Annotated in this window: 21 protein-coding genes; 6 read left to right on the top strand and 15 right to left on the bottom strand. The window is 69.7% G+C overall.

Annotated elements, in window-relative coordinates; genetic code table 11:
- Positions 1-27: 27 nt before the first annotated feature.
- The 8 genes from I7X12_RS11135 to I7X12_RS11100 all read right to left on the bottom strand — a co-directional run bounded on the left by I7X12_RS11135 (position 28) and on the right by I7X12_RS11100 (position 7,868).
- Positions 28-249 (bottom strand): hypothetical protein, encoded by a 222-nt coding sequence (locus I7X12_RS11135; RefSeq protein WP_198060157.1) that lies wholly within the window; start codon positions 247-249, stop codon positions 28-30.
- 594 nt (positions 250-843) lie between these two features.
- Entirely contained in the window at positions 844-1,413 is a 570-nt protein-coding gene (locus tag I7X12_RS11130; protein ID WP_198060156.1) for a magnesium transporter, read from the bottom strand.
- A gap of 40 nt (positions 1,414-1,453) precedes the next feature.
- Positions 1,454-2,014 (bottom strand): magnesium transporter, encoded by a 561-nt coding sequence (locus I7X12_RS11125; protein WP_198060155.1) that lies wholly within the window; start codon positions 2,012-2,014, stop codon positions 1,454-1,456.
- A gap of 2 nt (positions 2,015-2,016) precedes the next feature.
- On the bottom strand, positions 2,017-3,279 hold the full coding sequence (locus I7X12_RS11120) for a potassium channel family protein (protein ID WP_198060154.1): 1,263 nt from the start codon (positions 3,277-3,279) through the stop codon (positions 2,017-2,019).
- A 136-nt stretch (positions 3,280-3,415) separates the two neighbouring features.
- Positions 3,416-4,204 (bottom strand): ABC transporter permease subunit, encoded by a 789-nt coding sequence (locus I7X12_RS11115; protein ID WP_198060153.1) that lies wholly within the window; start codon positions 4,202-4,204, stop codon positions 3,416-3,418.
- Positions 4,201-5,004, bottom strand: coding sequence for an ABC transporter permease (locus tag I7X12_RS11110; RefSeq protein WP_198060152.1), 804 nt, complete (start codon positions 5,002-5,004; stop codon positions 4,201-4,203). The genes I7X12_RS11115 and I7X12_RS11110 overlap by 4 nt, the downstream gene beginning before the upstream one ends.
- A 174-nt stretch (positions 5,005-5,178) precedes the next feature.
- Positions 5,179-6,912 carry an ABC transporter permease subunit gene (locus I7X12_RS11105; protein WP_198060151.1) on the bottom strand — a complete coding sequence of 578 codons (1,734 nt, stop codon included), beginning with the start codon at positions 6,910-6,912 and terminating at the stop codon, positions 5,179-5,181.
- Complete coding sequence (locus I7X12_RS11100; protein ID WP_198060150.1) at positions 6,909-7,868, bottom strand: ABC transporter ATP-binding protein; 960 nt, start codon at positions 7,866-7,868, stop codon at positions 6,909-6,911. The genes I7X12_RS11105 and I7X12_RS11100 overlap by 4 nt, the downstream gene beginning before the upstream one ends.
- Positions 7,869-8,019: 151 nt before the next feature.
- Here I7X12_RS11100 and I7X12_RS11095 point away from each other — a divergent pair, with 151 nt between their 5' ends.
- From I7X12_RS11095 to I7X12_RS11085, 3 genes are all read left to right on the top strand, one after another.
- Positions 8,020-9,426 (top strand): signal recognition particle protein Srp54, encoded by a 1,407-nt coding sequence (locus tag I7X12_RS11095; RefSeq protein WP_198060149.1) that lies wholly within the window; start codon positions 8,020-8,022, stop codon positions 9,424-9,426.
- Between the two features lie 78 nt (positions 9,427-9,504).
- Positions 9,505-10,533 carry a signal peptide peptidase SppA gene (gene sppA / locus I7X12_RS11090; protein WP_198060148.1) on the top strand — a complete coding sequence of 343 codons (1,029 nt, stop codon included), beginning with the start codon at positions 9,505-9,507 and terminating at the stop codon, positions 10,531-10,533.
- A 165-nt stretch (positions 10,534-10,698) separates the two neighbouring features.
- Positions 10,699-11,847 carry a DUF373 family protein gene (locus I7X12_RS11085; RefSeq protein ID WP_198060147.1) on the top strand — a complete coding sequence of 383 codons (1,149 nt, stop codon included), beginning with the start codon at positions 10,699-10,701 and terminating at the stop codon, positions 11,845-11,847.
- A gap of 128 nt (positions 11,848-11,975) precedes the next feature.
- Here I7X12_RS11085 and rnz read toward each other — a convergent pair whose 3' ends face one another.
- A complete protein-coding gene (gene rnz / locus I7X12_RS11080) occupies positions 11,976-12,920 on the bottom strand; it encodes a ribonuclease Z (RefSeq protein ID WP_198060146.1) in 945 nt (314 codons plus the stop codon).
- A gap of 55 nt (positions 12,921-12,975) precedes the next feature.
- Positions 12,976-13,485: a phosphate-starvation-inducible PsiE family protein gene (locus I7X12_RS11075; RefSeq protein WP_198060145.1), complete on the bottom strand. Its 510-nt coding sequence runs from the start codon at positions 13,483-13,485 to the stop codon at positions 12,976-12,978.
- A gap of 300 nt (positions 13,486-13,785) precedes the next feature.
- Between I7X12_RS11075 and I7X12_RS11070 the strand changes: the two genes are divergently transcribed.
- Positions 13,786-14,922: a DUF4382 domain-containing protein gene (locus I7X12_RS11070; protein WP_198060144.1), complete on the top strand. Its 1,137-nt coding sequence runs from the start codon at positions 13,786-13,788 to the stop codon at positions 14,920-14,922.
- Positions 14,923-15,006: 84 nt separating this feature from the next.
- On the opposite strand, the gene I7X12_RS11065 is transcribed toward I7X12_RS11070, so the two are convergent.
- Positions 15,007-15,528, bottom strand: coding sequence for a hypothetical protein (locus I7X12_RS11065; protein ID WP_198060143.1), 522 nt, complete (start codon positions 15,526-15,528; stop codon positions 15,007-15,009).
- A 91-nt stretch (positions 15,529-15,619) separates the two neighbouring features.
- Positions 15,620-15,835, bottom strand: a complete 216-nt coding sequence (locus tag I7X12_RS11060) for a hypothetical protein (RefSeq protein ID WP_198060142.1) — start codon at positions 15,833-15,835, stop codon at positions 15,620-15,622.
- 187 nt (positions 15,836-16,022) lie between these two features.
- Between I7X12_RS11060 and alaS the strand changes: the two genes are divergently transcribed.
- The gene (gene alaS / locus I7X12_RS11055; RefSeq protein WP_198060141.1) at positions 16,023-18,797 is read left to right on the top strand and encodes an alanine--tRNA ligase; all 2,775 of its coding nucleotides are present in this window, start codon (positions 16,023-16,025) and stop codon (positions 18,795-18,797) included.
- A 61-nt stretch (positions 18,798-18,858) separates the two neighbouring features.
- Positions 18,859-19,113: a hypothetical protein gene (locus I7X12_RS11050; protein WP_198060140.1), complete on the top strand. Its 255-nt coding sequence runs from the start codon at positions 18,859-18,861 to the stop codon at positions 19,111-19,113.
- A 31-nt stretch (positions 19,114-19,144) separates the two neighbouring features.
- On the opposite strand, the gene I7X12_RS11045 is transcribed toward I7X12_RS11050, so the two are convergent.
- From I7X12_RS11045 to I7X12_RS11035, 3 genes are all read right to left on the bottom strand, one after another.
- Entirely contained in the window at positions 19,145-19,420 is a 276-nt protein-coding gene (locus I7X12_RS11045) for a ubiquitin-like small modifier protein 1 (RefSeq protein ID WP_198060139.1), read from the bottom strand.
- 69 nt (positions 19,421-19,489) lie between these two features.
- On the bottom strand, positions 19,490-21,322 hold the full coding sequence (locus I7X12_RS11040; RefSeq protein ID WP_198060138.1) for a potassium transporter TrkA: 1,833 nt from the start codon (positions 21,320-21,322) through the stop codon (positions 19,490-19,492).
- The gene (locus tag I7X12_RS11035; RefSeq protein ID WP_198060137.1) at positions 21,319-22,566 is read right to left on the bottom strand and encodes a potassium channel family protein; all 1,248 of its coding nucleotides are present in this window, start codon (positions 22,564-22,566) and stop codon (positions 21,319-21,321) included. The genes I7X12_RS11040 and I7X12_RS11035 overlap by 4 nt, the downstream gene beginning before the upstream one ends.
- Positions 22,567-22,633 lie beyond the last annotated feature (67 nt).

The following is a 22,633-nucleotide window of genomic DNA, read 5'->3' as shown; positions in this document are numbered from 1 at the left end:
GTCTCGGGCGGTCGTGACGCTATCGGTCTACCGCGCTTCCGGCGGTGGCGAGCTGTCGATGTTCAACAACGAGAGGGCGGCACCCAACGAGAGGTAGCCGAACACCGCCGAGGCACCGGCGACGAACAGGGCGCCGAAGGCGATCAGAACGTAGTTCAGCGGGTCGTGCGCCGCCACTTCGGCGAACTCGCCCGGCATCTGGACGATACTGTCGACGAGTTCCGTCGCCGACTCTGCGAGAGTTACCATGCGCGGGGCTTTGCATCCGTCCTACTTCGAGGTTTCGTGTGCGGGTGGCTGGCGACGTGTGTGATTTGGGCGACCTGTGATATACACCGCTGGTATCGCGACTGTCACGACCGCATGAACCGCAAACAGCGTGAAAGCCCCAGCCTGCTTCGGTCGCGCGCCTTGCTGTCGCCGAAAATCGAAGATTTTCGAGATGACGAGAGAGCTTCGCTCTCTCGAACCACGCCCTTCGCTCACTCCGTTCGCTCCAGTGCTTGCTGCGTCGGGCTTCCCGAAGCAGGCTGCCCCTTTCATTCCCGCCCGCACAGACGGACCGATCAGCCGACGCGGGTGGGAATGAAAGGGGCCACGTGCTCCGGGAAGACGGGTGATGCAAGCACCACAGCCGAGCGAAGCGAGGCGAGGAGCGCAGCGAACCCCTCGACCGGAGCACGTGGGGGCTTTCACGCTGTCTGTGATCACGATCGAGTCCGTGGTCGCGGTGGCGGTTGCTGCATCGGCGATCGCGGTGGCTGTTGCTGCATCGGCGGTCACGGTCCCTGTGTCGCCGGTCGCTCCGACGGATCTGGCGGTTTCACCCACGACACCCACCGATCAACTCACGGCCAGCGCGAGTCGGGTCGCCAGAAAGAGCGCGGCCATGCCGAACACGTCGCCGGCGGTCGTCACGGCCGGGCCCACCAGATCGTCGGGGTTGGCGCCGCGGCGGTAGCCGACGAAGACGACGATCAGGATCGTTCCCACGAGGGCAATCCCCGCCATCGCCGCCCCGGCGAGCGCGATCAGGGCGAGCGTCGACCACGGCGCGACCGGCCGCCCGAGTAGGCGAAGCAGTCCGACGGCCAGCGTGGCGGCGACGAGGCTCGCCGCCAGGCCGTTGAGCAGCGCGGCGGCGACGGCACGTGCCAGCCGGTCGTCGTAGGCCAGGCGCGGCTCGACGAGCCCCTGGTGGAGCGCGCTGGACAGCCGCGATCCCAGCGACCCGTAGACGCTCCCGCGGATCGCCAGGAAGGCGGGAACCACCACGAGGAGGCCCGGGACGGCGGCGAGTTCGCCCTCCATTCCGCCGAGGATCGCGCCCGCGAGCAGGCCGCCGAGAGCGCTGACCAGCAAGGCCGGGAGCGCGCTCCGGTAGGTCTCGACGGCGACCGAGCGGACCGTCACCGGGCGACACCCCCACCGCGGGCGGGAGCGAGGGGACGGATCACCCGACCACCACCCTGACGGCCCCGAAGAGGACGAGGACGCCGAGCACGTCGCAGACGTTCGTGACGACGGGGATGACCACGTCGTCGGGGTCGGCCTCGAAGCGGTAGGCGCCGTACGCGGTGACGACGGTCACGGCGACGGCGAGGACCGAGAGCACCACGCCGCTCAGGAGCGCGACCGCGAGGACGGTTCCGACCGGTAGCGTCGCCGTTCCAGTCGCCCAGGTGACGGCCCAGGCGCCCGCGCCGAGCAGGGGGAACACCGTCACCGCGAGCAGGAGTGTCGCGAGGGCGTTGCCACCGAGGCGCTCGTCGGTCGGCTCGAAGGTGAGCAGCCCGAGGTGAAAGGCCGTCGAGAGCCGCGCAGAGAGGACGCTTCCGAGATTGCCCGCCGTCCCGATAGTGACCGGGACGAGCACGAGCAGGGAGGGGTAGCGAGTCAGCGTCGCCTCGAAGCTGCCGAGGGTGAGTCCGCCGAGCAGCTCCAACAGTGTGAGCGCGACCAACAGCGGAAAGAGCCGACGGGTGATCCCGCGGACCGACCAGTCGCCGGCCATCGTCACCCCGACCTGGTTCCGGTTCCGGCTCCCTCCTCGACGCCGGCCAGCGCCCGCAGGCGCTCGGCGCCGGCTCTGGTTCCCTTCGCGATGAGGGTATCGTCGGCGCGCAGCCGCGTCTCCGGCGACGGCGTCAGGACCCAGTCGGTCCCGTTCTCGGCGCCGTCCCGTCTGATCGCGATGACGAGCGTTCCCGTGGTGGTTCGCAGCGCCTGCTCGCCGATGGTGGTGCCCGCGAGGTCGCTGCCGGCCGCCACGGGGACGCTGACGAGAATCTCGTCCGACGCCTCGACGGCGGCCTGGACGACTGGGTGACTCCCGAGCCCGCGGAGGACGCCCTCGCTTATCTCCAGGGCCGCGTCGCTGATCACCTCCGTGCTGGTCGCGATGTGGAGCAGCCCGCGGATGGTCACCGGCTCGGCGAGTTCGCCGGCCGCCCGGAGCGCCCACGCCTCGAAGCGCTCCTTGAGCGCGTCGACCTCGACCTCCAGTTCGCTCACCTCGCGGGCGAGTTCGGGGTCGTCGAACAGCACGCTCCCGTAGGCCAGGTCGACCGCGAGTTCGCTCACGTTGCGCATCAGCACGACCGTCTCGACCGCCCGGTCGAGGTCCGCGATGTCCGATTCCGCCGGCGCGGGTCGCTCGTAGGGCTCGCCCGTCATCGTCTCGAAGACGCCCTGGACGCCGTCGTCGGGGCCGCGACAGAACAGCACGTCGCCGGCCCGCAGCGTCGTCTCGCGGCCGGGGTCGAGCAGCCACTCGCCGCCGCGCCGGACTGCGAGGACGCGCACGCCCGTCTCGGTCTCCAGGTTGATGTCGCCGAGCGTCCGGTCCGCGTACGGCGAGCCCTCGTCGAGTTTCGCCCGGGCGAGCGTCTCGACGGGGTCGGGCAGCGCCGCCCGCAGCGACGCCGGCAGCCCCACGTCGTCGAGGACGACCTTCGCGATGTCGCCCGCGGCGTCGCTGATCTTCTCGGCGGCGCCGACGATCCCGAAGATGGGCGCCAGCTCCTCGGCCTCGTCCGGGGAGCGACCGGCCATCACGAGGCTCATTCGCGCGCGCAACTGGAGCACGTCCATCTGCGACTCCAGTTCGAGCACCTCCGCCGCGAGGGCGGGGTCGTCGAAGAGGACGGACGAGTAGGACAGATCGACGAGCAGCTCGGCGATGTCTTTCATCTCGCCGAGTAGCTCCACGACGCTGACCGGCTCGTACTCGACGCGGTCAGCGGGGTGGCGGTCGTCGGGGGGGTCGTCGGGCGTCATCGGTCTCCCCATCTCCGTCGGCTGCTGGTCATGGTGGTGGGACGCGCGGCGAGCCCTTAGTCCATCGGGCGGCCCGGAGGCGAGGCCGCATCGGCGACCCGACGCCGGCCGTCGGAGCCATCCGGTGGGGCCGCGATCAGGCGATATCCCGCGACCGGAACCGCCAGTAGCCGACGGTGGCGGGGACGACGGTCCAGAACACGAGGACGGTAACGGGCATCCAGACGACCGGTTCCGAGACCGAGATCGCTGCCCGGAAGGCGTTGGTCGGACTCCCCCAGTAGAGCAGGGAGTACCACGCCGGATCGGTGGCGATCGCGGGTTCGAGGCTACTGCTGAGTTGGACGCTGCCGCGCGCGAGCAGCGACGCCGGCGCGACGACGAACAGCTCCCAGGGCGCCCCGAACGAAAGCAGTGCGGCGAAGGAGGCCCCGAGCGCGCGCATCCGGTCGGCCGCGAACGCCGACCACCCGACGGCGATCCCGAGGAACGCCAGCCCCAGCCCCGCGGTCGCACACGCTACCCGTGCCAGGGCCACGGGGTCGAGCGCGGTGGGACGAACCCAGAGCACGGCGCCGGCCACGAGGAACCCGACCGCGACGGCCCCGACCAGCACCACGGCACGCCCGAGGACGGTCCCGACGAACACGTCGCGGCGCGTGACCGGAACCCCGAGCAAGACTCCGAGTCGGCCGGTCTCGACCTCGTCGACGAGCGCGAACGCTCCGAGCAGGATTCCGACGGTCGGGACCGCCAGCCCGTTCAACTCCCCCCCGAGCAACGAGGTCAGATCGACCGGGTCGTCCGGCGGATAGGCCAGCGCGGCGACGGCGAGCAGGGCGGCGAAGCAGCCGACGAGTGCGACGAGTAGCCGTGACCGACGGAGATCCGTGATCTCCCGTCGGAAGAGCGTGTACGTGGTCATCGTTCGATGTCCTGTCGTCGGAAGTACGCGTAACTCGCCGCGATCGGTGCCACGAACCAGAACAGCAACATCCCGACGGCGAACCAGTCGAGGGTTCCGTAGAAGTAGTTGGCCGAGTCGTAGGCGTTGCTCGGACTGACGACCTGCACGTAGTCCTGAAAGTGGGGCCGCTGTGTGAGGGCGAACTGGAGTTCGCTGTCCATCGGTTCCCGCCCGAAGACCAGCCGATAGGCGGGACGGACGGCGAGTCGCTCCCAGAACTCCGTGAACAGCACGAACGCGCCGAACGAGGCGGCGACGGCCCGGAGTCGCGTCGAGAGGGCCGTCGAGAACCCGACCGCGATGCCGAAGTACGCGAGCCCGAGCAACACCGTCAGCGTCGTCACGTGAACGGCTTTCGGGACCGAGATGGCGCCGAGTCGGTAGTAGGTCGCGGCGACGAGCGGCGCGAGACCGAGGACGACGACGCCCGCGAGCAGCGACCCGCGGCCGAGTGTTTTGCCGACGATCACGTCCCGACGGCGCGCACCAGAGCCGAGAAGGACGCGAAGACTCCCCGACTCCCGTTCGCCGACGACGGTCAGCGACCCGACCAGCAGCGCCGCGAACGCGACTGCTCGGGAGGCGGTCAGCAACAGCACGGTGGTCCGTCGTTCGAGCGACGCTTCCCCGAAGACACGGAGCGGGAATCGCACCGTCGTCGGGACGGCGTAGAGAGCGACGACCGCCGCCAGCACCCAGAACAGTGCCGACCGCCGGCTGTCGACCAGTTCCTTGCGGGCGACCGTCAGCGCGTTCACGTCCGTCCTCCCGCGACCCCCGAGCTGGGGCCGTCCTCCGCCGTCGTCCCGTACTCCCTGGCCACCCCGTCGATCGTGACGACCGCCATCTTGTGCTGCTGTCTACATTTTCCCATGAGTACATAATTCCCGTGGCCGCTCGGTTTCGAACGGGATCGCCGGCGATGGCGCCGGTCAGGCGATATCCCGCGACCGGAAGCGCCGATATCCGACGGTGGCGGGGACGACCGTCCAGAAGACGAGGACGGCGACGAACAGCCACTGGATCGGCCCGGACACCCACCCGAGCGCGACGAACGACTCGGTCGGGTTCGCCCACAGCAGGTAGTGGAACCACTCCGGCGGCGACCCGGCCGAGTACGCGAGGTCCCTCGTGCTCGGGAACGACCCCCTGGCGAGCAGGTACGGGATGCCGACGGCGAGGGTGCGCCACGCGCTGGTGAACAGGACCACCGCGGCGAACGATGCGCCCAGCGCGGTGACCCGCCGGCGGGCGAACGCGGAGGCGCCGACCGCGATGCCGAAAAACGCCAGCCCGCGCCCGATCGTGGCTCCGCCACCCAGCGCGACCGTCCCGAGGTCGACCGTCGTCGGCCGGACCCACAGGACGCCGACGGCCGCGAGGAGCCCGACGGCCATCGCGCCGACGAACAGGAGTCCTCGACCGAGGACCTTCCCGACGAGCACGTCCCGGCGGGCGACGGGATAGCTCGCGATAGCCCTGTAACGACCGGTCTCGACCTCGTCGACGACCGCCAGCGCGCCCAGCAGGATCGTCACCACGGGGACGAGCAGGCCCGCTCCGAACTCCGAGAACAGCGGTCCGAAGTGAGTGCCGACGCCCGGCAGTGGCGTGACTCCGTCGGCTTCGGGACCGCCCACCGGCACGCGCAGCGCCGCCGCGACGAACTGGCCGACCAGCGCGACCAGCAGCCCGACGATCAGCCAGGACCGTCGCAGCGACCGTAGGTCCGTCCGGGCGTACGTGAGTACCGGATGGCGGAGGGACGGCCGGTCGAGAAATCCGGCCGTGGGAAGCTTCGGTCGAGGGAGCGAGACGCCGCCGAGGCGTCGACGGACGGGCGCGAGCGGACGCCATCGGGAGCCGTCGAGGTCCCGACCGCGGAACCGGACGTAGCCGACCGTGACCGGGACGACGAACCAGCCGGCCAACACCGTGATACTGAACCAGTCGACACCGGCGTCGAAGGTGACTGCGCCCGAGAAGGCGTTGTTCGGGTTGAGCAGTTGCAGGTACGTACCGGTTCCCAGGTGGGTCACGATCGTGAACCGGAGCTCCGCATCGATCGGCGACCGTCCCGCCAGGAGTCCGAAGACCGGTCGGACGACGACCCCCTCCCAGTAGTTCCGGAAGAAAATATACAGACCGAGCGAGGCGGCGAGCGCCCCCAGGCGCGTTCCCGCGACCGCGGAGACGCCGACCCCGATCCCGAAGTACGCCAGCGCGAACAGGGCGGTCAGTCCGACCCCGAACGCGAGCGCGGACGCAGAGACGCCGTCGAGCCGGTAGCGGACGGCGGCGACGATCAGGAGTTGCCCCGCGACGACCGTCGCGAGCAGGACGAGCCCGCGACCGGCGACTTTGCCCAGTAGGAGGTCTCGACGCGGGAGCGGAAACCCAGAGAGGACACGGAGACTGCCGGTCTCGCGCTCGCCGGCGACGGCGAGACTGCCGACGAGTATCGCCGCGAAGGCGATCGGCCGCTCGGCGAAGCTCGCCAGCATGATGACCGCCATCCGGTCCGGCGTGTCCGCCCCGACGAACGTCGACGGCAGCCGCACGATGCCGGGGGCGGCGATGAACCCGATTAGCGCCGCCAGCGCCCATACGAGCGGCGAGCGACGCAGCGCCGTGAGTTCCTTGCGGGTGACGGTCAGTACGTTCACGCCGGTCCCTCCGCGGTTCGCTTCTCACCGGTGATCCGGTTCTCACTCTCGCCAGACTCGTAGTCGGTGTACGCCGCAAACAGGTCCTCCAGCGAGGCGTCCTGAATCTTGATGTCCCGCATTTCCATCCCGCTGTCCTCGATCCGGCGGATCACGTCGCCCTTCGCGCCTGGGTCTCGACAGCGCACCCGAAGCGTCGTTCCGTCCACGCTGTGACCGGTGACTCCACCGATACCGTCGAACGCGACGGATCGAGGTTCGTCGACACGGACCTCGATCCGCGACTCGGCACTCATCGAACGCCGCAGGCCGCCGACGGTGTCCTCGGCGATGAGTTCGCCGTCCCGGAGGATGCCCACCCAGTCGCAGACGCCCTCGACCTGGTCGAGGATGTGACTGGAGAAGAAGACGGTCGTCCCCCGGTCCAGTTCCTCGCGGACGATCCCACGCAGGTCGGCCATGCCGTTGGGGTCCAGGCCCGACGAGGGCTCGTCGAGCACAAGCAGGTCCGGGTCGCCGACCAGCGCCATGCCGAGGGCCGTTCGTTGTGTCATCCCCGTCGAGTAGCCACCGGCGCGCCGATCGCGGTCCTCGGGGTCGAGGCCGACCCGTTCGAGAATCGCGTCGGGGTCGTCGTCGGCACCCTGGAGGTCGTTCGCCAGCTCGATGTGTTCGCGACCGGTGAGCCGGTCGTAGAGGGCGTACCCTTCCGGGAGGATCCCCGTTCGCTCCCGCACGGCCGTCGATTCGCCCCAAGCGTCGCGGCCGAAGACCTCGGCGCGGCCGCCGGTCGCTTTCGAGAACCCGAGCAGGACGTTGATCGTCGTCGACTTGCCCGCACCGTTCGGCCCGAGGAAGCCGTAGGCCTCACCCGATTCGACTTCGAGATCGAGCCCGTCGACCGCCGTCGTTCTACCGTACTCCTTGGTCACTCGGTCTAAGTTGATGACAGCCATCGGTACGTACCGATCGGAGTGGTATTTACGAAGATATATTAAACCAATTACGTATCGATCCGAAAGTCCGACCGACCGGTCAGACGCCGACGGATCGTCGGCGCCGCCGAGGGCGAAGCCTTTACCCGGCCGGCCGCGTACTCCGCGGCAAATGGTACTCGACGATCTGGGAACGTCGCTCCGGAGCACCCTCGACGACCTCCGGGGCCAATCCCGCATCTCCGAGGAAGACGTCGAGGAGGTCGTCAAGGACATCCAGCGGTCGCTGTTGCAGGCCGACGTGGACGTGGACCTGGTGATGGAGCTGTCGGACTCCATCAAGACCCGGGCCCTGGAGGAGGAACCGCCCGCCGGCACCTCCGCCCACGACTGGGTGCTGCGGGTCGTCTACGACGAACTCGTCGGTCTCGTCGGCGACTCGACGGACCTCCCGCTCGAATCGCAGACGATCATGCTCGCCGGTCTCTACGGGTCGGGGAAGACGACCACGGCCGCCAAGATGGCCTGGTGGTTCTCGAAGAAGGGCCTTCGTCCGGCGATCATCCAGACCGACACCGACCGCCCCGGCGCCTACGACCAGTCCAAGGAGATGGCCGAGCGCGCCGAGGTGGACTTCTACGGCGACCCCGACGCCGACGACCCAGTCCGGATCGCTCGCGAGGGGCTGGACGCGACCGAGGACGCCGACATCCGCATCGTCGACACCGCGGGCCGCGACGGGCTCAACGAGGAGCTCATCGACCAGATCGAGGACATCGAGGCCGAGGTCCAGCCGGATCGGGACCTGCTCGTCCTCGACGCGGCGATGGGCCAGTCGGCGAAGGACCAGGCCCAGGAGTTCGAGGAGTCGATCGGCATCGACGGCGTCGTTATCACGAAGCTCGACGGGACAGCGAAAGGTGGGGGGGCGCTGGCCGCGGTCAACGAGACGGGCTCGTCGATCGCCTTCCTCGGGACCGGCGAGACCGTCGGCGACATCGAGCGCTTCGAGCCGTCGGGGTTCATCTCGCGGCTGCTCGGCATGGGCGATCTCAAGCAGCTCACCGAGCGCGTCGAGCGGGCGATGGAGGAGACGGGCGAGGAGGAAGACGACTGGGACCCCGAGGACATGATGGAGGGGAAGTTCACCCTCTACGACATGCGCAAGCAGATGGAGACGATGAACAAGATGGGGCCGCTGGATCAGGTCATGGACATGATCCCGGGGATGGGCGGCGGGCTCATGGACCAGCTGCCCGACGACGCGATGGACGTGACCCAGGAGCGTCTGCAGGACTTCGAGGTCGTCATGGACTCGATGACCGACGAGGAACTGGAGAATCCGCGCACCGTCGGCAAGAGCCGCATCGAGCGCATCGCCCGCGGGTCGGGCAAGCCCGAAGAGCGGATCCGCGAACTGCTCGAACAGTACAACGCGATGCGTCAGATGCTCGACCAGTTCCAGGGTATGGGCGACGCCGACATGGAGCGGATGATGAAGCAGATGCAGGGCGGCGGCGGTGGCGGCGGCATGGGTGGCATGGGTGGCATGGGCGGCGGTGGCGGCCCGTTCGGCTGATTTTCGACCTCGCTCTGTCGGTCGCCGGACCGACGCGTCGCCGACAGTTTTTCCCGCCGACCGCACCCCTAGTGAGCCATGAGCAGTTCGTCGTCCGACGGCGACGTGGTCGGCACCCTCAGAGGGACCGTCCTCCCGCTCGTCGTCACTGTCCTGGTCGGCCTGGCCGGCCTCGCCGGCGCCTGGTACGTGTTCGTCCGCAGTGCCGACTCGCTGGTCGACCTCCTCGGGTTCCTGGTCGTCACCGGGGTCGGGCTCCTCGCGCTGTGGGTCGGGAGTCGCGTCGCCGGGTCGCTCGTCTCGCCGTACAACGTCGCCGAGGTCGCGGTCGACGGGCCGATCGCACGCGAGCGGGCGGGCGGCGTGCCCGGCTCGGCGACCGGCGTCGGCGCCGACGACGTGGTCGAGCAGATCGAACTCGCCGACGCCGACCCCGCGGCCGAGGCGCTGCTGGTGAAACTCAACACGCCCGGCGGGGAGATCGTCCCCAGCGAGGACATCCGCATCGCCGCCGAGCGCTTCGACGGGCCGACCGTCGCCTACGCCACCGACGTCTGCGCCAGCGGTGGCTACGACATCGCCAGCGGCTGCGACGAGATCTGGGCCCGCGAGGGGTCGCTGGTCGGCTCCATCGGCGTCATCGGCTCGCGCGTCAACGCCAACGACCTGGCCGAGCGGCTGGGCCTGTCCTACGAGGGGTTCACCGCCGGCGAGTACAAGGACGCCGGGACGCCGCTGAAGGAGTTGCGCCCGGACGAACGGGCCTACCTCCAGGGCATCGTCGACGACTACTACGACCAGTTCGTCGAGACCGTCGCCGAGGGCCGCGACATGGCGCCCGACGCCGTCGAGGCGACCGAAGCCCGCGTGTTCCTCGGGAGCGAAGCCCACGAGCGTGGTCTCGTCGACGAACTGGGCACCCGCCGGGCGGTGACCGACGCCCTCGAAGACCGACTGGGCGAGTCCGTCGCGGTCCGCGAGTTCGAGCCCGCCCACTCGCTGCGCGAGCGGGTCAGCCTCGGCGCCCAGCGAGCCACCTACGCCTTCGGCGCGGGACTGGCGAGCGCTCTCGACGGCGACGTGGAGGGGCTGCGTTTCCGCCGGTAGGATTCGGGGTCCGTTCGGCCCCACCGCCTCGGGCCCGCGTTCCACGGGTCCGCCCGGTCACCGCATCGGACGGTCCGTTCGGAGCGCCGCGTTCGGGCGATTCGGCGCTCGCGCGGGCCGAAACGGTCGCGAGGGTTTTTATCCCGTGACCGCCTCCGTCGATCCGTGACAACGCTGGTCGTCTGTATCGACCGCGCGGGCGACCTCGTGGCGGAGACGGACCCGCCGGTCGTGGGACGGGAGGCCGTCGAGTCGCTCGTCGTCGACGTCGGCGTCGAGGACCCGGAGGACAGCCAGGTCAACTGTCTGCTCGAAGCCCTCCGCGTCTCGCGGGATCTCGCCGAGGGCGGTGACGAGACCGTCGTCGCCGTCCTCGCGGGGACCGACGACACCATCAGCGCCGACCGCGCCATCGCCCGCCAGGTCGAGGGACTCATCGACGACCACGACCCCGACTCGGCCGTGGTCGTCGTCGACAGCGCCGAGGACGAGCGCCTCGTCCCCATCGTCGAGTCGCGACTCACCGTCGACGCCGTCGACCGCGTCGTCGTCCGTCAGGCCCGCGACATCGAGTCGACCTACTACCTGCTCAAGCAGTTCCTCGCCGACGAGGAACTGCGCAAGACCGTCCTCGTCCCCATCGGCGTCGCGCTGATCGCCTACCCCGTCCTCTGGTGGCTCGCCGGCCCCGGCGTCGCGACCGGCGCCATCGTCGCCGTCGTCGGGCTCTTTTTCCTCTACAAGGGCCTCGGCGTCGACGCCTACCTCGCTTCCCTCCCCGGCCAGGTCCAACAGGCCCTCTACTCGGGCCAGGTCGCGCTGGTCACCTACGTCGTGGCCGCCGGCCTGTCGCTCGTCGGCGTCTTCGCCGGCGCCATCGGCGTCTCCGAACTCGGCTCGGAGGGCCCGCTCATCCTCGCCAGCCGCTTCGCCTTCGACGCCATCCCCTGGCTCACCGGCGCCGCGCTGGCCGCGAGCACCGGTCGCTTGCTCGACGAACTCATCCGCCACGAGGGCGTCCGCAGCGCCTACCTCAACCTCCCGTTCGGCGCCGTCGCCGTCGGCCTCGTGGTCCGCGGGTTCTCCGCGTACTTCCTCGAACTCGCCGACGTGTTCAGACCCTACCGGATCCGACCCATCGACGCCGGCCCCATCGCTTTCGAAGGAGCCACCCTCGAACCGCCCGGCACTCGCCTCGCACTGTTCATCCTCGCCGGCGTCCTCGTGAGCCTCGCCGGCGTCCGCTTCGCCGCCTACTTCAGCGGGGCGACCGTCGAACAGGAGTTCGCCCACGGCCGCGAAGGCGGCGACTAGGAGCGGTTTCTGACCGGATTTGCTCGAACGGAAGTGACGAGACAGCGACCACACTCGACGGTGAGCGATGAACGCCCTCGACCGCGAGCGCGCCTCGGTGCGTCAATCCGCGGCGTCGGCTCGGCGCGTCACTCGTCGGAATCGCCCTCGGACCCGCCGTCGGGGAACGGGACGTCGAACCGTTCGCCGTCGTCGGGGATCCAGGCGTCGCCGTCGAAGTGCTCGCGAGCCTCGCGTTCGATAGGGGAGGAGTCGCCGGCGTAGCGCGTGGAGATGTGGGTGAGCGCGAGCCGCTTGGCGCCGGCGCGGTCGGCGATAGCGGCGGCCTCCCGCGCCGTGGAGTGGGCGGTCTCCTTCGCGCGGTCGGCCCAGTCGCTCGCGAAGGTGGCGTCGTGGACGAGCAGATCGGCGTCCTCGGCGGCGGCGGCGACGGCGTCGGTGGGGCGGGTGTCGCCCGTGTAGACGAAGCGTCGGCCGGGTCGCGGCGGGCCGACGACCTCCTCGGGTTCGATGGTCCGGCCCTGATGCTCGACGGGCTCGCCGCGGTGGAGTTTCGAGTACTCCGGCCCGGGCGGCAGTCCCAGTTCCTCCTCGGCTTTCTCGCGGTCGAAGCGGCCCTTGCGGTCGTCCTCGACGATCGCGTAGCCGACGGCGTTGGTGCGATGGTCGGTGCGAACCGCTCGCACCTCGTACTCCGAGCGGTCGAGGACGACCTCGTCGGGGCCGACCTGGTTGATCCGGACGGGGAACGAGGGGTCGTTGCCGGCGGCGTGGACCAGGTCTTCGACCTGGCCGCGAGTACCGTGGGGGGCGTGGATGGCGAGCGGTCGTTCGCGGTCGTTGAAGTCGAAGGTCTGGACGAGGCCGGGGATACCGAGGACGTGGTCGCCGTGGCAGTGCGTGACGAAGAGGTGGTCGACGGCGAAGCCGGTGGAGAAGCGCATCATCTGGCGCTGGGTACCCTCGCCGCAGTCGAACAGCAGGCGGTCGCCGTCGCGGTTTACCACCAGTGCGCTCGTGTTACGCCGGGTGGTCGGGACCGCGCCGCTCGTGCCGAGAAACGTCACGCGCATGTCCGGCCCTCGGCGGGCGCCCGGTAAACGCGTGTCGAATCGCGGTCGCGAGGCGTCACTCGCGTCCGAGCACCCCGTCCGCGCTCCGCTCGACGAACAGCAGCGCGACGAGTCCGACGACGATGACGGTGTAGGCGACCGCGGCCACCAGCGCGTCCGTCGTCGTCGCGTACTCGCTCGTCCGGAAGATGATCACCTTGCGGACCATCGCGATGACCCCCGTGTAGATGACCAGTCGAACGATCTTCCTCGTGTCTTCTTCGCGCGTGTACGCGATGACGGTCTGGTACACCTCGACGATGATGAGCAGGAGCAACCCCGTGTCGATGAACCCGATCACCACCAGCGGGTCGACGATCGCCCCCGAGCGGACCGCTCCGACGACCTGGACGGCCAGGTCGACGACCCCCACGGCGAACAGGAGTGCGAACAGCGACGCCGCAGCCAGCTCGACCGCGTGGACGAACCGCCCCGTCAGCGCCGCGTACCGCTCGGCGAACGCCACCTCGGCGGTCGGCGGTTCGATCCCCCCGTCGTCCTCTGCGTCGTCCTGGTCCGAACTCATCGCGGGTCGTCTCGATCTGTGTGTCCCACACACATAGGAGTCCCACCGACGTTCGTTGGGGTCGGCGACCACCCGGAACTTGTATTTATATCTATCGCTAGTTTATACAGTCGGGAAGAGATGCGAGGATAAACGGACTGTAACCCCGTTTCAAATCGGATTGATCCGTCGAAATCCGGCGTCGTCGTCTAGTATTTATACGGGTGCGGCGGTGGTAGTCGGGGATACGATGTCACGAAGCGACGGCCGACCCGAGACGGAGCGACGAGCGGACGAGAGCCACCAAGTGGAGGGGTCGAGATGAAGCGCGCCGTCCTCGCGGTCGCGACGGCGCTGCTGGTCGTAACCGCCGGCTGTGCCGGAATGGCCGGCACGGCGTCGCCCGGAGCCGACGGTGGAGCGGGCGACGGCGGCGCTGCGGGCGGTGGTGAGGACGCGAGCACTGCCGACGCCGGGACGGTCAACTTCTACGTGAGCGACCAGCCCAACGACATGGACGACTTCGCACACCTGAACGTCACGATCACGACGGTCAGATTCCGTCTCGTCGACGCCGCGAACGGCTCGACCGATGCGGCCGGAAACGCGTCGATCACGACGGCGACCAACGCGACGACGACACCGACCGCGACGGCGACGGCCGCGCCCGCGAACGGCACCGATACCGCGGACACCACCGAGACCGAGGCCGGTGACCGGGACGAAGCGGAGCGCGAAGACGAGGAGATGGACGAAGCGAGCGAAGACGAAGCGAGCGAGGACGGTCGCTGGGTCACTCGCGAGGTGAACGCCACGTCTGTCGACCTCTCGCAGCTGCGCGGTGCGAACGCGACGCTGCTCGAACAGTTCGACCTGCCCGCGGGCGAGTACGACACGGTTCACATGGAGGTCAGCGACGTCGAGGGGACGCTGACCGACGGCGACGACCAGCGGGTCAAGCTCCCGAGCGGCAAGCTCCAGTTGAACAGCGAGTTCACGGTCGAAAACGGCTCGGAAGTCGACTTCGTCTACGACGTGTCCGTCCACAAGGCGGGCAACAGCGGGAAGTACATCCTCAAACCGGTCGTGAGCGAGTCCGGCACCGAGGTGCCCATCGAACGGGTCGACGACGACGAGGACGGCGAAGGCGACCGCTCGCTCGACGCGTCGTTCGCCGGCAACGTCAGCGCCGGCGAGAACGCGACGCTAGCCGTCACCGAGAACGGCTCGGCGGTCGCGAACGCGACGGTCGAAGTCGACGGCGAGCCCGTCGGGACGACCGACGGCGACGGCGAACTCGTCGTCGCGGTCCCGAGCGACGCCGAGGAACTCGAAGTGGAAGTCGAGGACGGCGACGCCGAAGCCGAACTGGAGTTCGAATTCGGAACGGGCGACGACGATGACGAATCCGGGGACGGCGGACCCGGACAGGCCGCCGAGAACGGTCGGGACGACTGACGCCGCGAGAAGCGAGGGAACGCCGACTGCGGTCAGTTCTCGCGGTCAGTTCTCGCGGTCAGTTTCCGCGGTCAGTTTCCGCGGTCAGTTCTGGTCCGCGCACGGGCGGTCGCGTTCGGCGACTTGGACCGATCGCGAGGCCGTGGCGACGGTGGTGTTCTCCGTCGTGACGCTCGCACGGACGGGGACGGTGTCGCCGCCGTCCAGTGACGGCGGACGGTCGGCAGTGCGGAACAGGACCAGCCGCTCGGAGCCACCGGTCGGGAGCGCGACGGTGTGAGTCTCGACGAGCGCCCCGTCGTCGACGGACACGGTCACACCGAAGGACGGTTCGGACGGCCCGTCGTCGCCGATGGGGCGTTCGACGACGAGCGACCCGCTCAGTCCGGCGTTGCCCGGCATCGGCCCCCGGTCGTTGCAGGTGACGACCCCGTCGGAGTCGGGGTAGGGGTCTTCGGATTGGTTGCCGACCGCTACCTGCGGCTCGAACGTCGAGACGGTGGCGTTGGCGGGGCGGTCCTCGGTCGTGAGCGCGGAGAGGCCGGCAGCGGCGCCGCCGACGATAGCGAACAGGAGCACGACCCCGGCGATGGCGAATCGGCGCACGTTCGCAGGTGGCCCGGACCCGATATGTGTCTTGTCACCAGGGTCGTCGGGACGGTGCGACGACGTGGGACCGCTCGCGCGGTCACTGGACTCAGTTTCGCCACTCCGCCGTTCCGTCCTCGAACAACGCGTTCTGCAGCTGGTACAGGACGACGAAGGTACCGAAGCTCACCACGAACGCGGCGGCCGCGACCACCAGCGCGGTGTCGTCGGTCTGCAACGGGAACTGCCCGAGGAGCAACACGGACAGGGCGAGTATCTGGACGACCTGCCCGACTCCGAGGACGTATCCGGTCGTCGAACTCACTCGAGTGGCTACGGGCGACGAAGTGATCAGATGGAAATCGAATTTTCGGTTCGACAGGTATCGGAGGGGCCGTCGCCCTGGTCGACGACGGCAGCTCGCGCTCGTGGGAGTGGCTGACCGGCGATCTGACGGTGTCCCGTGCCTTCGGAACTGTTTTAGGCGCCGCTGGGCCAAGACCTAGCAACGAATGAGCGACCTCGAACAGGAGTATCGACTCGACTACTTCGAGGAGCACGGCTTCCACCGAGAGCAGTGTTCCGAGTGTGGGGCCCACTTCTGGACGCTCGACGAGGACCGGGCGACCTGCGGCGAGCCGCCATGCGAAGAGTACGGCTTCATCGACGACCCCGGCTTCGGCGAACAGCTGTCGCTCGAAGAGACCCGCGAGGCGTTCCTCTCTTTCTTCGAAGAGCGAGGCCACGAGCGCATCGACCCCTACCCGGTCGCGGCCAACCGCTGGCGCGACGACGTGCTGCTCACGCAGGCTTCTATCTACGACTTCCAGCCGCACGTCACCAGCGGCGAGTCCCCACCGCCCGCGAACCCGCTCGTCGTCTCCCAGCCGTGTATCCGCATGCAGGACATCGACAACGTCGGCAAGACCGGCCGCCACACGATGGCCTTCGAGATGGGCGGTCACCACGCCTTCAACGCCGACGAGGGGACCGACTACGCCTACGAGGGCGAGGTCTACTGGAAAGACCAGTGCGTCGAGCACTGCGTCGACCTGCTCGACGACGTGGGCGCCGATATCGAGGACCTGACCCTCATCGAGGACCCGTGGGTCGGCGGCGGCAACGCCGGCCCCGCCTTCGAGGTCATCTACCGCGGGCTCGAACTCGCGACGCTCGTGTTCATGCAGTTCGAGCAGGACCCCGACGGCGACGTCGAGATGAAAGACGGCAACACGTACAGTCAGATGGACCGCCGGGTCATCGACACCGGTTACGGCATCGAGCGCTGGACGTGGATGTCCCAGGGCACCCCCACCGTCTACGAGGCGGTCTACCCCGAGACCATCGACTTTCTGAAGGACAACGCCGGCCTCGACCACTCCGACCGGGAGGCGGAACTCGTTCACCGCGCCGCCAAGCTCGCAGGCCACATGGACATCGACGAGGCCGAGGACATGGAGTCGGCCCGGGACAACATCGCCGACCAGCTCGACGTGAGCACGGGCGAACTCACCGACCTACTGGAACCGCTGGAGGACATCTACGCCGTCGCCGACCACTGCCGGACGCTCGCGTACATGCTCGGCGACAACATCGTCCCCTCGAACGTCGGGACGGGCTATCTCGCACGGATGGTCCTCCGTCGGACCAAGCGGCTGGTCGACAACGTCGGCGTCGACGCCCCGCTGGACGAACTCGTCGACATGCAGGCCGAGCGCCTGGGTTACGAGAACCGCGACACGATACGGGACATCGTCCGCACCGAGGTCGAGAAGTACCGCGAGACGCTGGACCGCGGCGGACGGCGCGTCCGCCAGATCGCCGACGACTACGCCAGCGAGGGCGAGCCGATCCCGGTCGGCGAGCTCATCGAGCTGTACGACTCCCACGGCATCCAGCCGGACATGGTCGAAGAGATCGCCGCAGAGAAAGGCGTCGCCGTCGAGACGCCAGACGACTTCTACGCGCTCGTGGCCGAGCGCCACGGCGGCGGCCAGGCCTTCGAGGACGAGAACGAGCGGCCCTACGCCGACCGGCTCGAGGAGCTGCCCGACACCGACCGCCTCTACTACGAGGACCAGCAGCGCACGGAGTTCGAAGCCGTCGTCTTGGAGGTGTTCGAGCGCGACGACGAGACGTTCGACGTGGTGCTCGACCAGACGATGTTCTATCCGGAGGGCGGTGGCCAGCCGCCGGACCACGGGACGCTGTCGACCGACGACGTGACCGTGGAGGTCTCGGACGTGCAGATCGTCGACGGCGTCATCCTCCACACCGCCGACGAGGACCCCGGCAAAGGCGAGTTCGTCCGCGGCCAGATCGACGCCACACGCCGCCGTCGGCTGATGGCCCACCACACCGCGACCCACATCGTCGTCCACGCCGCCCGGCAGGTGCTGGGCGAGCACGTCCGCCAGGCCGGTGCCCAGAAGGGGGTCGACTCCTCACGCATCGACGTCTCCCACTACGAGTCGGTCTCCCGCGAGCAGGTCGAAGAGATCGAACACCGCGCCAACGACATCGTCCGGTCGAACGGCCCGGTCACCCAGGAGTGGCCCGACCGCCACGAGGCCGAGGACGAACACGGCTTCGACCTCTATCAGGGGGGTATCCCCGCCGGCGAGAACATCCGGCTCGTCCACGTCGCCGAGGACGTCCAGGCCTGCGGCGGCACCCACGTCGCCCGCACCGGCGACATCGGGACGATCAAGATCCTGGGCACCGAGCGCGTCCAGGACGGCGTCATCCGCATCGAGTTTGCGGCCGGTGACGCCGCCGTCCAGGCCACCCAGGACACCGAGGACGCCCTCTACGAAGCGGCCGACACCCTCGACGTAGCCCCCGAGGAGGTGCCCGAGACCGCCGAGCGCTTCTTCACCGAGTGGAAGGAGCGCGGCAAGACCATCGAGGAACTGAAAGAGGAACTCGCCGAGGTCCGCGCCGCGGGCTCGGGCGACGGCGAAGAGGTCGAGGTGGGCGAGGAGACCGCGGTCGTCCAGCGCCTCGACGCCGACATGGACGAACTGCGCGCGACTGCCAACGCCCTCGTCGAGGAGGGGACGATCGCCGTCCTCGGGTCGGGCCGCGACGGCGCGACCTTCGTCGTCGCCGTCCCCGACGGATCCAGTGTGAACGCCGGCGAGGTCGTGAGCCAACTCGCGAGCAAAGTCGGCGGCGGCGGCGGCGGCCCGCCCGACTTCGCCCAGGGCGGCGGCCCCGACGCCGAAAGCCTCGACGACGCGCTCGACGAGGCACCGGACGTGCTGCAGCAGGTCGCGAACGCGTGAGGACGAGACGGGTGCGGTTCCGTTCGATAGGCTGAAACGATCTCTTCCCGAAGGGGTCACCGTGAGGGCAGCGCGACGCTTCGGGCGCGTGCTACACTGGCGACGCTGGTGGGATCTGGCGCAGGTGTCGTTCGCCGGGTGGTTGCTCCTCGTCTTGCTCGGCGGTCCCGACGCCGTCGGACGACTGACCGGAGTGTGGGCGATAACACCGGTTCTCGAACTCGTCGCGAACTGGGGATTTCAGGCCGGGCTCGCGTCCCTACTCGTCGGCTTCGCGCTCCTCCACCTCCGGCAGGAGAGCGATTCGACCGACTGATCGGTCTCTGCGGACGGAAACGAAGTGGGTGCTATCCGCCGCTGACCGGCGGGAAGAGCGCGAGTTCGTCCCCGTCGTCGACCGCCGTCTCGAAGCCGTCGGCCTCGGCGAACGGATCGCGGCCCTCGTGGAGCAGGCGGACGTGGCCGTACAGTTCGCCGTCGTCGTCCAGCACTTCGGGTTCGAGGGTCGGGTACGAGTCCAGCAGCGCGTCGAAGGCGTCGCCGACGGTCTCGGCGCCCGAGTCGACCTCGATCTCGGTGTCGCCGGCCGTCTCGGCCAGCGTGGCGAACAGTCGCCAGTACATACACGAGGGAGGGCACCGATACCCAAAGAGCGTTCCGCACTCGAACGGCGACGGGACCGAACGGGTCCGCTACTCGTCGTCTTCGCGACGCTGGTCGACCGCCACCGTCCAGTCGCTCCCGCCCGACTCGTCGGTCGCGTCGTCCTCGTCACTCGTGTCGCCCCCGTCGGTTTCGTCCTCGTCGGACGCTTCGGGTTCGCTCGTCTCCTCGTTCGACGCGCCGGAAGCGCCGGGTTCGGCGATGGGCTCCCAGTCGTCGCCGACGGGCGTCTGGTCGTCGGTCCCCCCCGCGTCGGCGCCGGGCAGGTCGTCCACGTCGGTCCCGGGGAGGTCGGCCAGCTCCTCGCGCGATGGCTCTGCTGACGGATCGGCGAGGGGACCGTCGGTGTCCGCGGCCTCCCGCTCGTCCGGTTCGGAGGGGGTCGGGGCGTCGGCCTCGTCCGACTCGCCGTTCCCCGACACGTCGGGCTCGTCGGGTTCGAGCGCCTCGATACCGGGGGCGTCGGCGTCGGCGAGGGGGTCGGCCGCCGACTCCGGCGGCGTCTGCCCGTTCGCCTCCTGGCCGGGCGTGTCCGTCGCCGTGTCCGCCCCGGCGGACTCCTCGCCGACCGATCGACCGGGCTCGATCTGCTCGTCGGGGGTGAGCGCCGCGCCGGTGGCGTCCGCGTCCTCCGGATCGGCGCCGTCACGGGGCGTCGCGGCCGCTTCGACCTTGCGGATGGCCTCGGGGGCAGCGACGACGTAGACGGCGTCGCGGGGCGCGAGGGCGCGGTCGCGGTCCGGGAGCGGTTCGACCGGGCCGGACGCGGGACGGACGGCGACCACGGTCACGTCGAGGGCGCCGACGGGCTGGCCGGCGAGGTCGCTCCCGGCGCCGACGGTGACGGCGGCCATCGTCTCCTCGGCCGCCCGGAGGACGGACGCGAACTCCCGGTCCGGGCGCGTCTCGACGGGCAGCGTCACCAGTTTGTACTCCCCTTCGGTGTCGAGTTTCCGCGTGTCGGCGGCGTCGATGGCCAGCGTCGCCACGTCGTCGACGACCCCCCGCAGCTCCGCGGTGACCACGCGCTCGAAGGGGTCGGTTCGCCACACCTGAACGAGATCGCCGGCGCTGGCGGCGAAGGCGGGGTCGGCCCGCACGGCGACCGCCGACGTCTCGGGGGGCAGGGTCGGACCGATGCCCGCCGCGCGCGAGCCGACGGCGAGGTACTCGACGCTGCCGTCGTCGTCCAGTTCGAGGTCGACGTGGCCGACGCCGTAGTCGGCTTTCAGCCGGGTCACGAGGCGGTCGCGCAGCTCCTCGACGGTGAGTCGCCGGGGGAAGACGAACGTCTTGTCGGCGAGTTTCTCTTTGGTCTCGGCGGGGACAGGGTCGTAGCCGACGATATCCTCGACCTCCTCGGGGAGTTCGACGGTGATGACGCGGCCGACGGCCTGGACGACGCGGCTGACTTCCGTCTCGACGGCCCGCTCGCCGGTGGCGACGGCCACGTCGCTCCCGAGGCGGTCACCGACGTCGGTGCCGAGGCGGGTGGCGGCCAGCGCGACGAGGAACACGGCGATGTTCGACAGCGCCGCCAGCTCGTCGAGGGGCGCCGGGCCGGCGGTTGGGTCCATCACCTCCCGGAGCAGCTGGTTGGCGCCGAGCAGCGGGACGATGGCACTGAGCCCGAACAGCGCGGGCAGGCTGCCCGGAACCCGCTCGCGGACGTACCACCGGTAGACGAGCGCGACCGCCGCGGCGACGCCCGCGGCGACCACCGAGACGCCGAGCACGCGCGCCGCGCCGAGGAACCCTCGCTCGGTGAGCGAGCCGCTCTGGGCGACGAGGCTGCTCGCGAGCGCGGCGTCGGCGCCACTGGTCACTGGCACGACACCGGCGCTCGCCGCGAGGGCGCTCACGCCACCGCCTCCCGGAACGCGTCGAGTTCCCCGCGCGTCCCGACGGCGAAGACCTCGTCGCCCGCGGAGAGCGTCGTCGACCCCTTCGGTGCGACGACCCAGCCGCTCGCGCCCCGCACTGCCATCACGGCGACGCCGTACGCGCCCCGGACGTTCGCCTCGCCGACGGAGGCTCCGTCGAGCGGTCCGCCGGCACCGACGGTCACCCGACCGAAGCGCCGGCCCGCCCGACGCAACAGCGAGAGGAGTTCGTACTCCCGACGGACGCCCCGTGATTCGACGACCACGCGGGCGCGGTCGGCCTTCAACAGCGGGTCGGCGTCGGTCCGCGTTACGGCGACCGTGATCCGCCCCTCACCGCCGGTCGTCGTCGGCGCCCGGACCGGCTGTGGGGCACGCTCGTCGTCGTCGGCGTCGTCGTCCGCTCCGTCTACACTCTCCGTCGCCTCGGGGTCGGGTCCGGCGCCGGTGGCCGCCCTCTGAGTCTTCGCGCTGACGACGGTGCCCCGAACCTGCGCGTCGGGGGTGATGAGCGTCACCTCGTCGCTGCGGGCGACGCCCGTCGGGACCAGGGCGTTCACCGAGACCGCCCGCTTGCCGTCGGGGACGCGCTTGGAGAGTCCCGAAAAGGGCGGCGCGGCGACGACGGAAGCGCGGCCGCGCTCGTCGACGGTCACGGCGGCGTCGCCCAGGTCGTACTCGGTCTTCAGGCGCTCGGCCAGCCGCGATTCGAGTTCCGAGATGCGCAGATCCGCGGGGAACGTCCACTCGCTCGCCCCGATCTCGGCGCGCAACTCGTCGGATAGCGGCGGGTACCCCTCCATGTCGGCGACTTCGCCGACGACGCGGACCCGTGCTTCGTCGCGCCCGGCCAGCGCGCCGCGCACGTCCGCCGCGAGCGTCCGCTCGCGCAGTTGCTTCAGCGACAGCCGTTTGGGAAAGGTCGCGCCCATCTGGTCGCCGCGGCTGTGGGCGTACAGCGAGATCATCAGGACGACGAGGATAGCGGTGGTGATCGTGACGGCGTTGGCCGACTGGGTGATCGTCGGGTCGGCCAGCGCGAGCAGTCCCCCGTTGACCCCCGCGAGCGCGACCGAGAGGACGACCACACCGAACCCGGGGATGGTGACGCCGGTGAAGTACTTGAAGACGAACCCCAGCGACCACGCGACCAGTCCCGGGATGATACCCGTCAGGATACCGAGATAGATGCCGAAGAGCAGCTCGACCGGAAACGAAGCCATGGGGGGTGTGACGGAATCCACTCCTAAACGTGTATCGGCGGTTGCCCGACCGGTCGCCCGGACTCCC

It is taken from the genome of Halosimplex litoreum (assembly GCF_016065055.1).
Lineage (GTDB): Archaea > Halobacteriota > Halobacteria > Halobacteriales > Haloarculaceae > Halosimplex > Halosimplex litoreum.
The sequence above is the reverse complement of the archived record's forward strand: the minus strand, read 5'-3'. Positions and strand labels throughout refer to the sequence as shown.

Bases quoted from the DNA above. Each gene is read 5' to 3' on its own strand.
- I7X12_RS11135 (WP_198060157.1), bottom strand. From the start codon at position 249: ATGGTAACTCTCGCAGAGTCGGCGACGGAACTCGTCGACAGTATCGTC.
- I7X12_RS11125 (WP_198060155.1), bottom strand. From the start codon at position 2,014: ATGGCCGGCGACTGGTCGGTCCGCGGGATCACCCGTCGGCTCTTTCCG.
- I7X12_RS11120 (WP_198060154.1), bottom strand. From the start codon at position 3,279: ATGACGCCCGACGACCCCCCCGACGACCGCCACCCCGCTGACCGCGTC.
- I7X12_RS11115 (WP_198060153.1), bottom strand. From the start codon at position 4,204: ATGACCACGTACACGCTCTTCCGACGGGAGATCACGGATCTCCGTCGG.
- I7X12_RS11100 (WP_198060150.1), bottom strand. From the start codon at position 7,868: ATGGCTGTCATCAACTTAGACCGAGTGACCAAGGAGTACGGTAGAACG.
- I7X12_RS11095 (WP_198060149.1), top strand. From the start codon at position 8,020: ATGGTACTCGACGATCTGGGAACGTCGCTCCGGAGCACCCTCGACGAC.
- sppA (WP_198060148.1), top strand. From the start codon at position 9,505: ATGAGCAGTTCGTCGTCCGACGGCGACGTGGTCGGCACCCTCAGAGGG.
- rnz (WP_198060146.1), bottom strand. From the start codon at position 12,920: ATGCGCGTGACGTTTCTCGGCACGAGCGGCGCGGTCCCGACCACCCGG.
- I7X12_RS11075 (WP_198060145.1), bottom strand. From the start codon at position 13,485: ATGAGTTCGGACCAGGACGACGCAGAGGACGACGGGGGGATCGAACCG.
- I7X12_RS11070 (WP_198060144.1), top strand. From the start codon at position 13,786: ATGAAGCGCGCCGTCCTCGCGGTCGCGACGGCGCTGCTGGTCGTAACC.
- alaS (WP_198060141.1), top strand. From the start codon at position 16,023: ATGAGCGACCTCGAACAGGAGTATCGACTCGACTACTTCGAGGAGCAC.
- I7X12_RS11045 (WP_198060139.1), bottom strand. From the start codon at position 19,420: ATGTACTGGCGACTGTTCGCCACGCTGGCCGAGACGGCCGGCGACACC.
- I7X12_RS11035 (WP_198060137.1), bottom strand. From the start codon at position 22,566: ATGGCTTCGTTTCCGGTCGAGCTGCTCTTCGGCATCTATCTCGGTATC.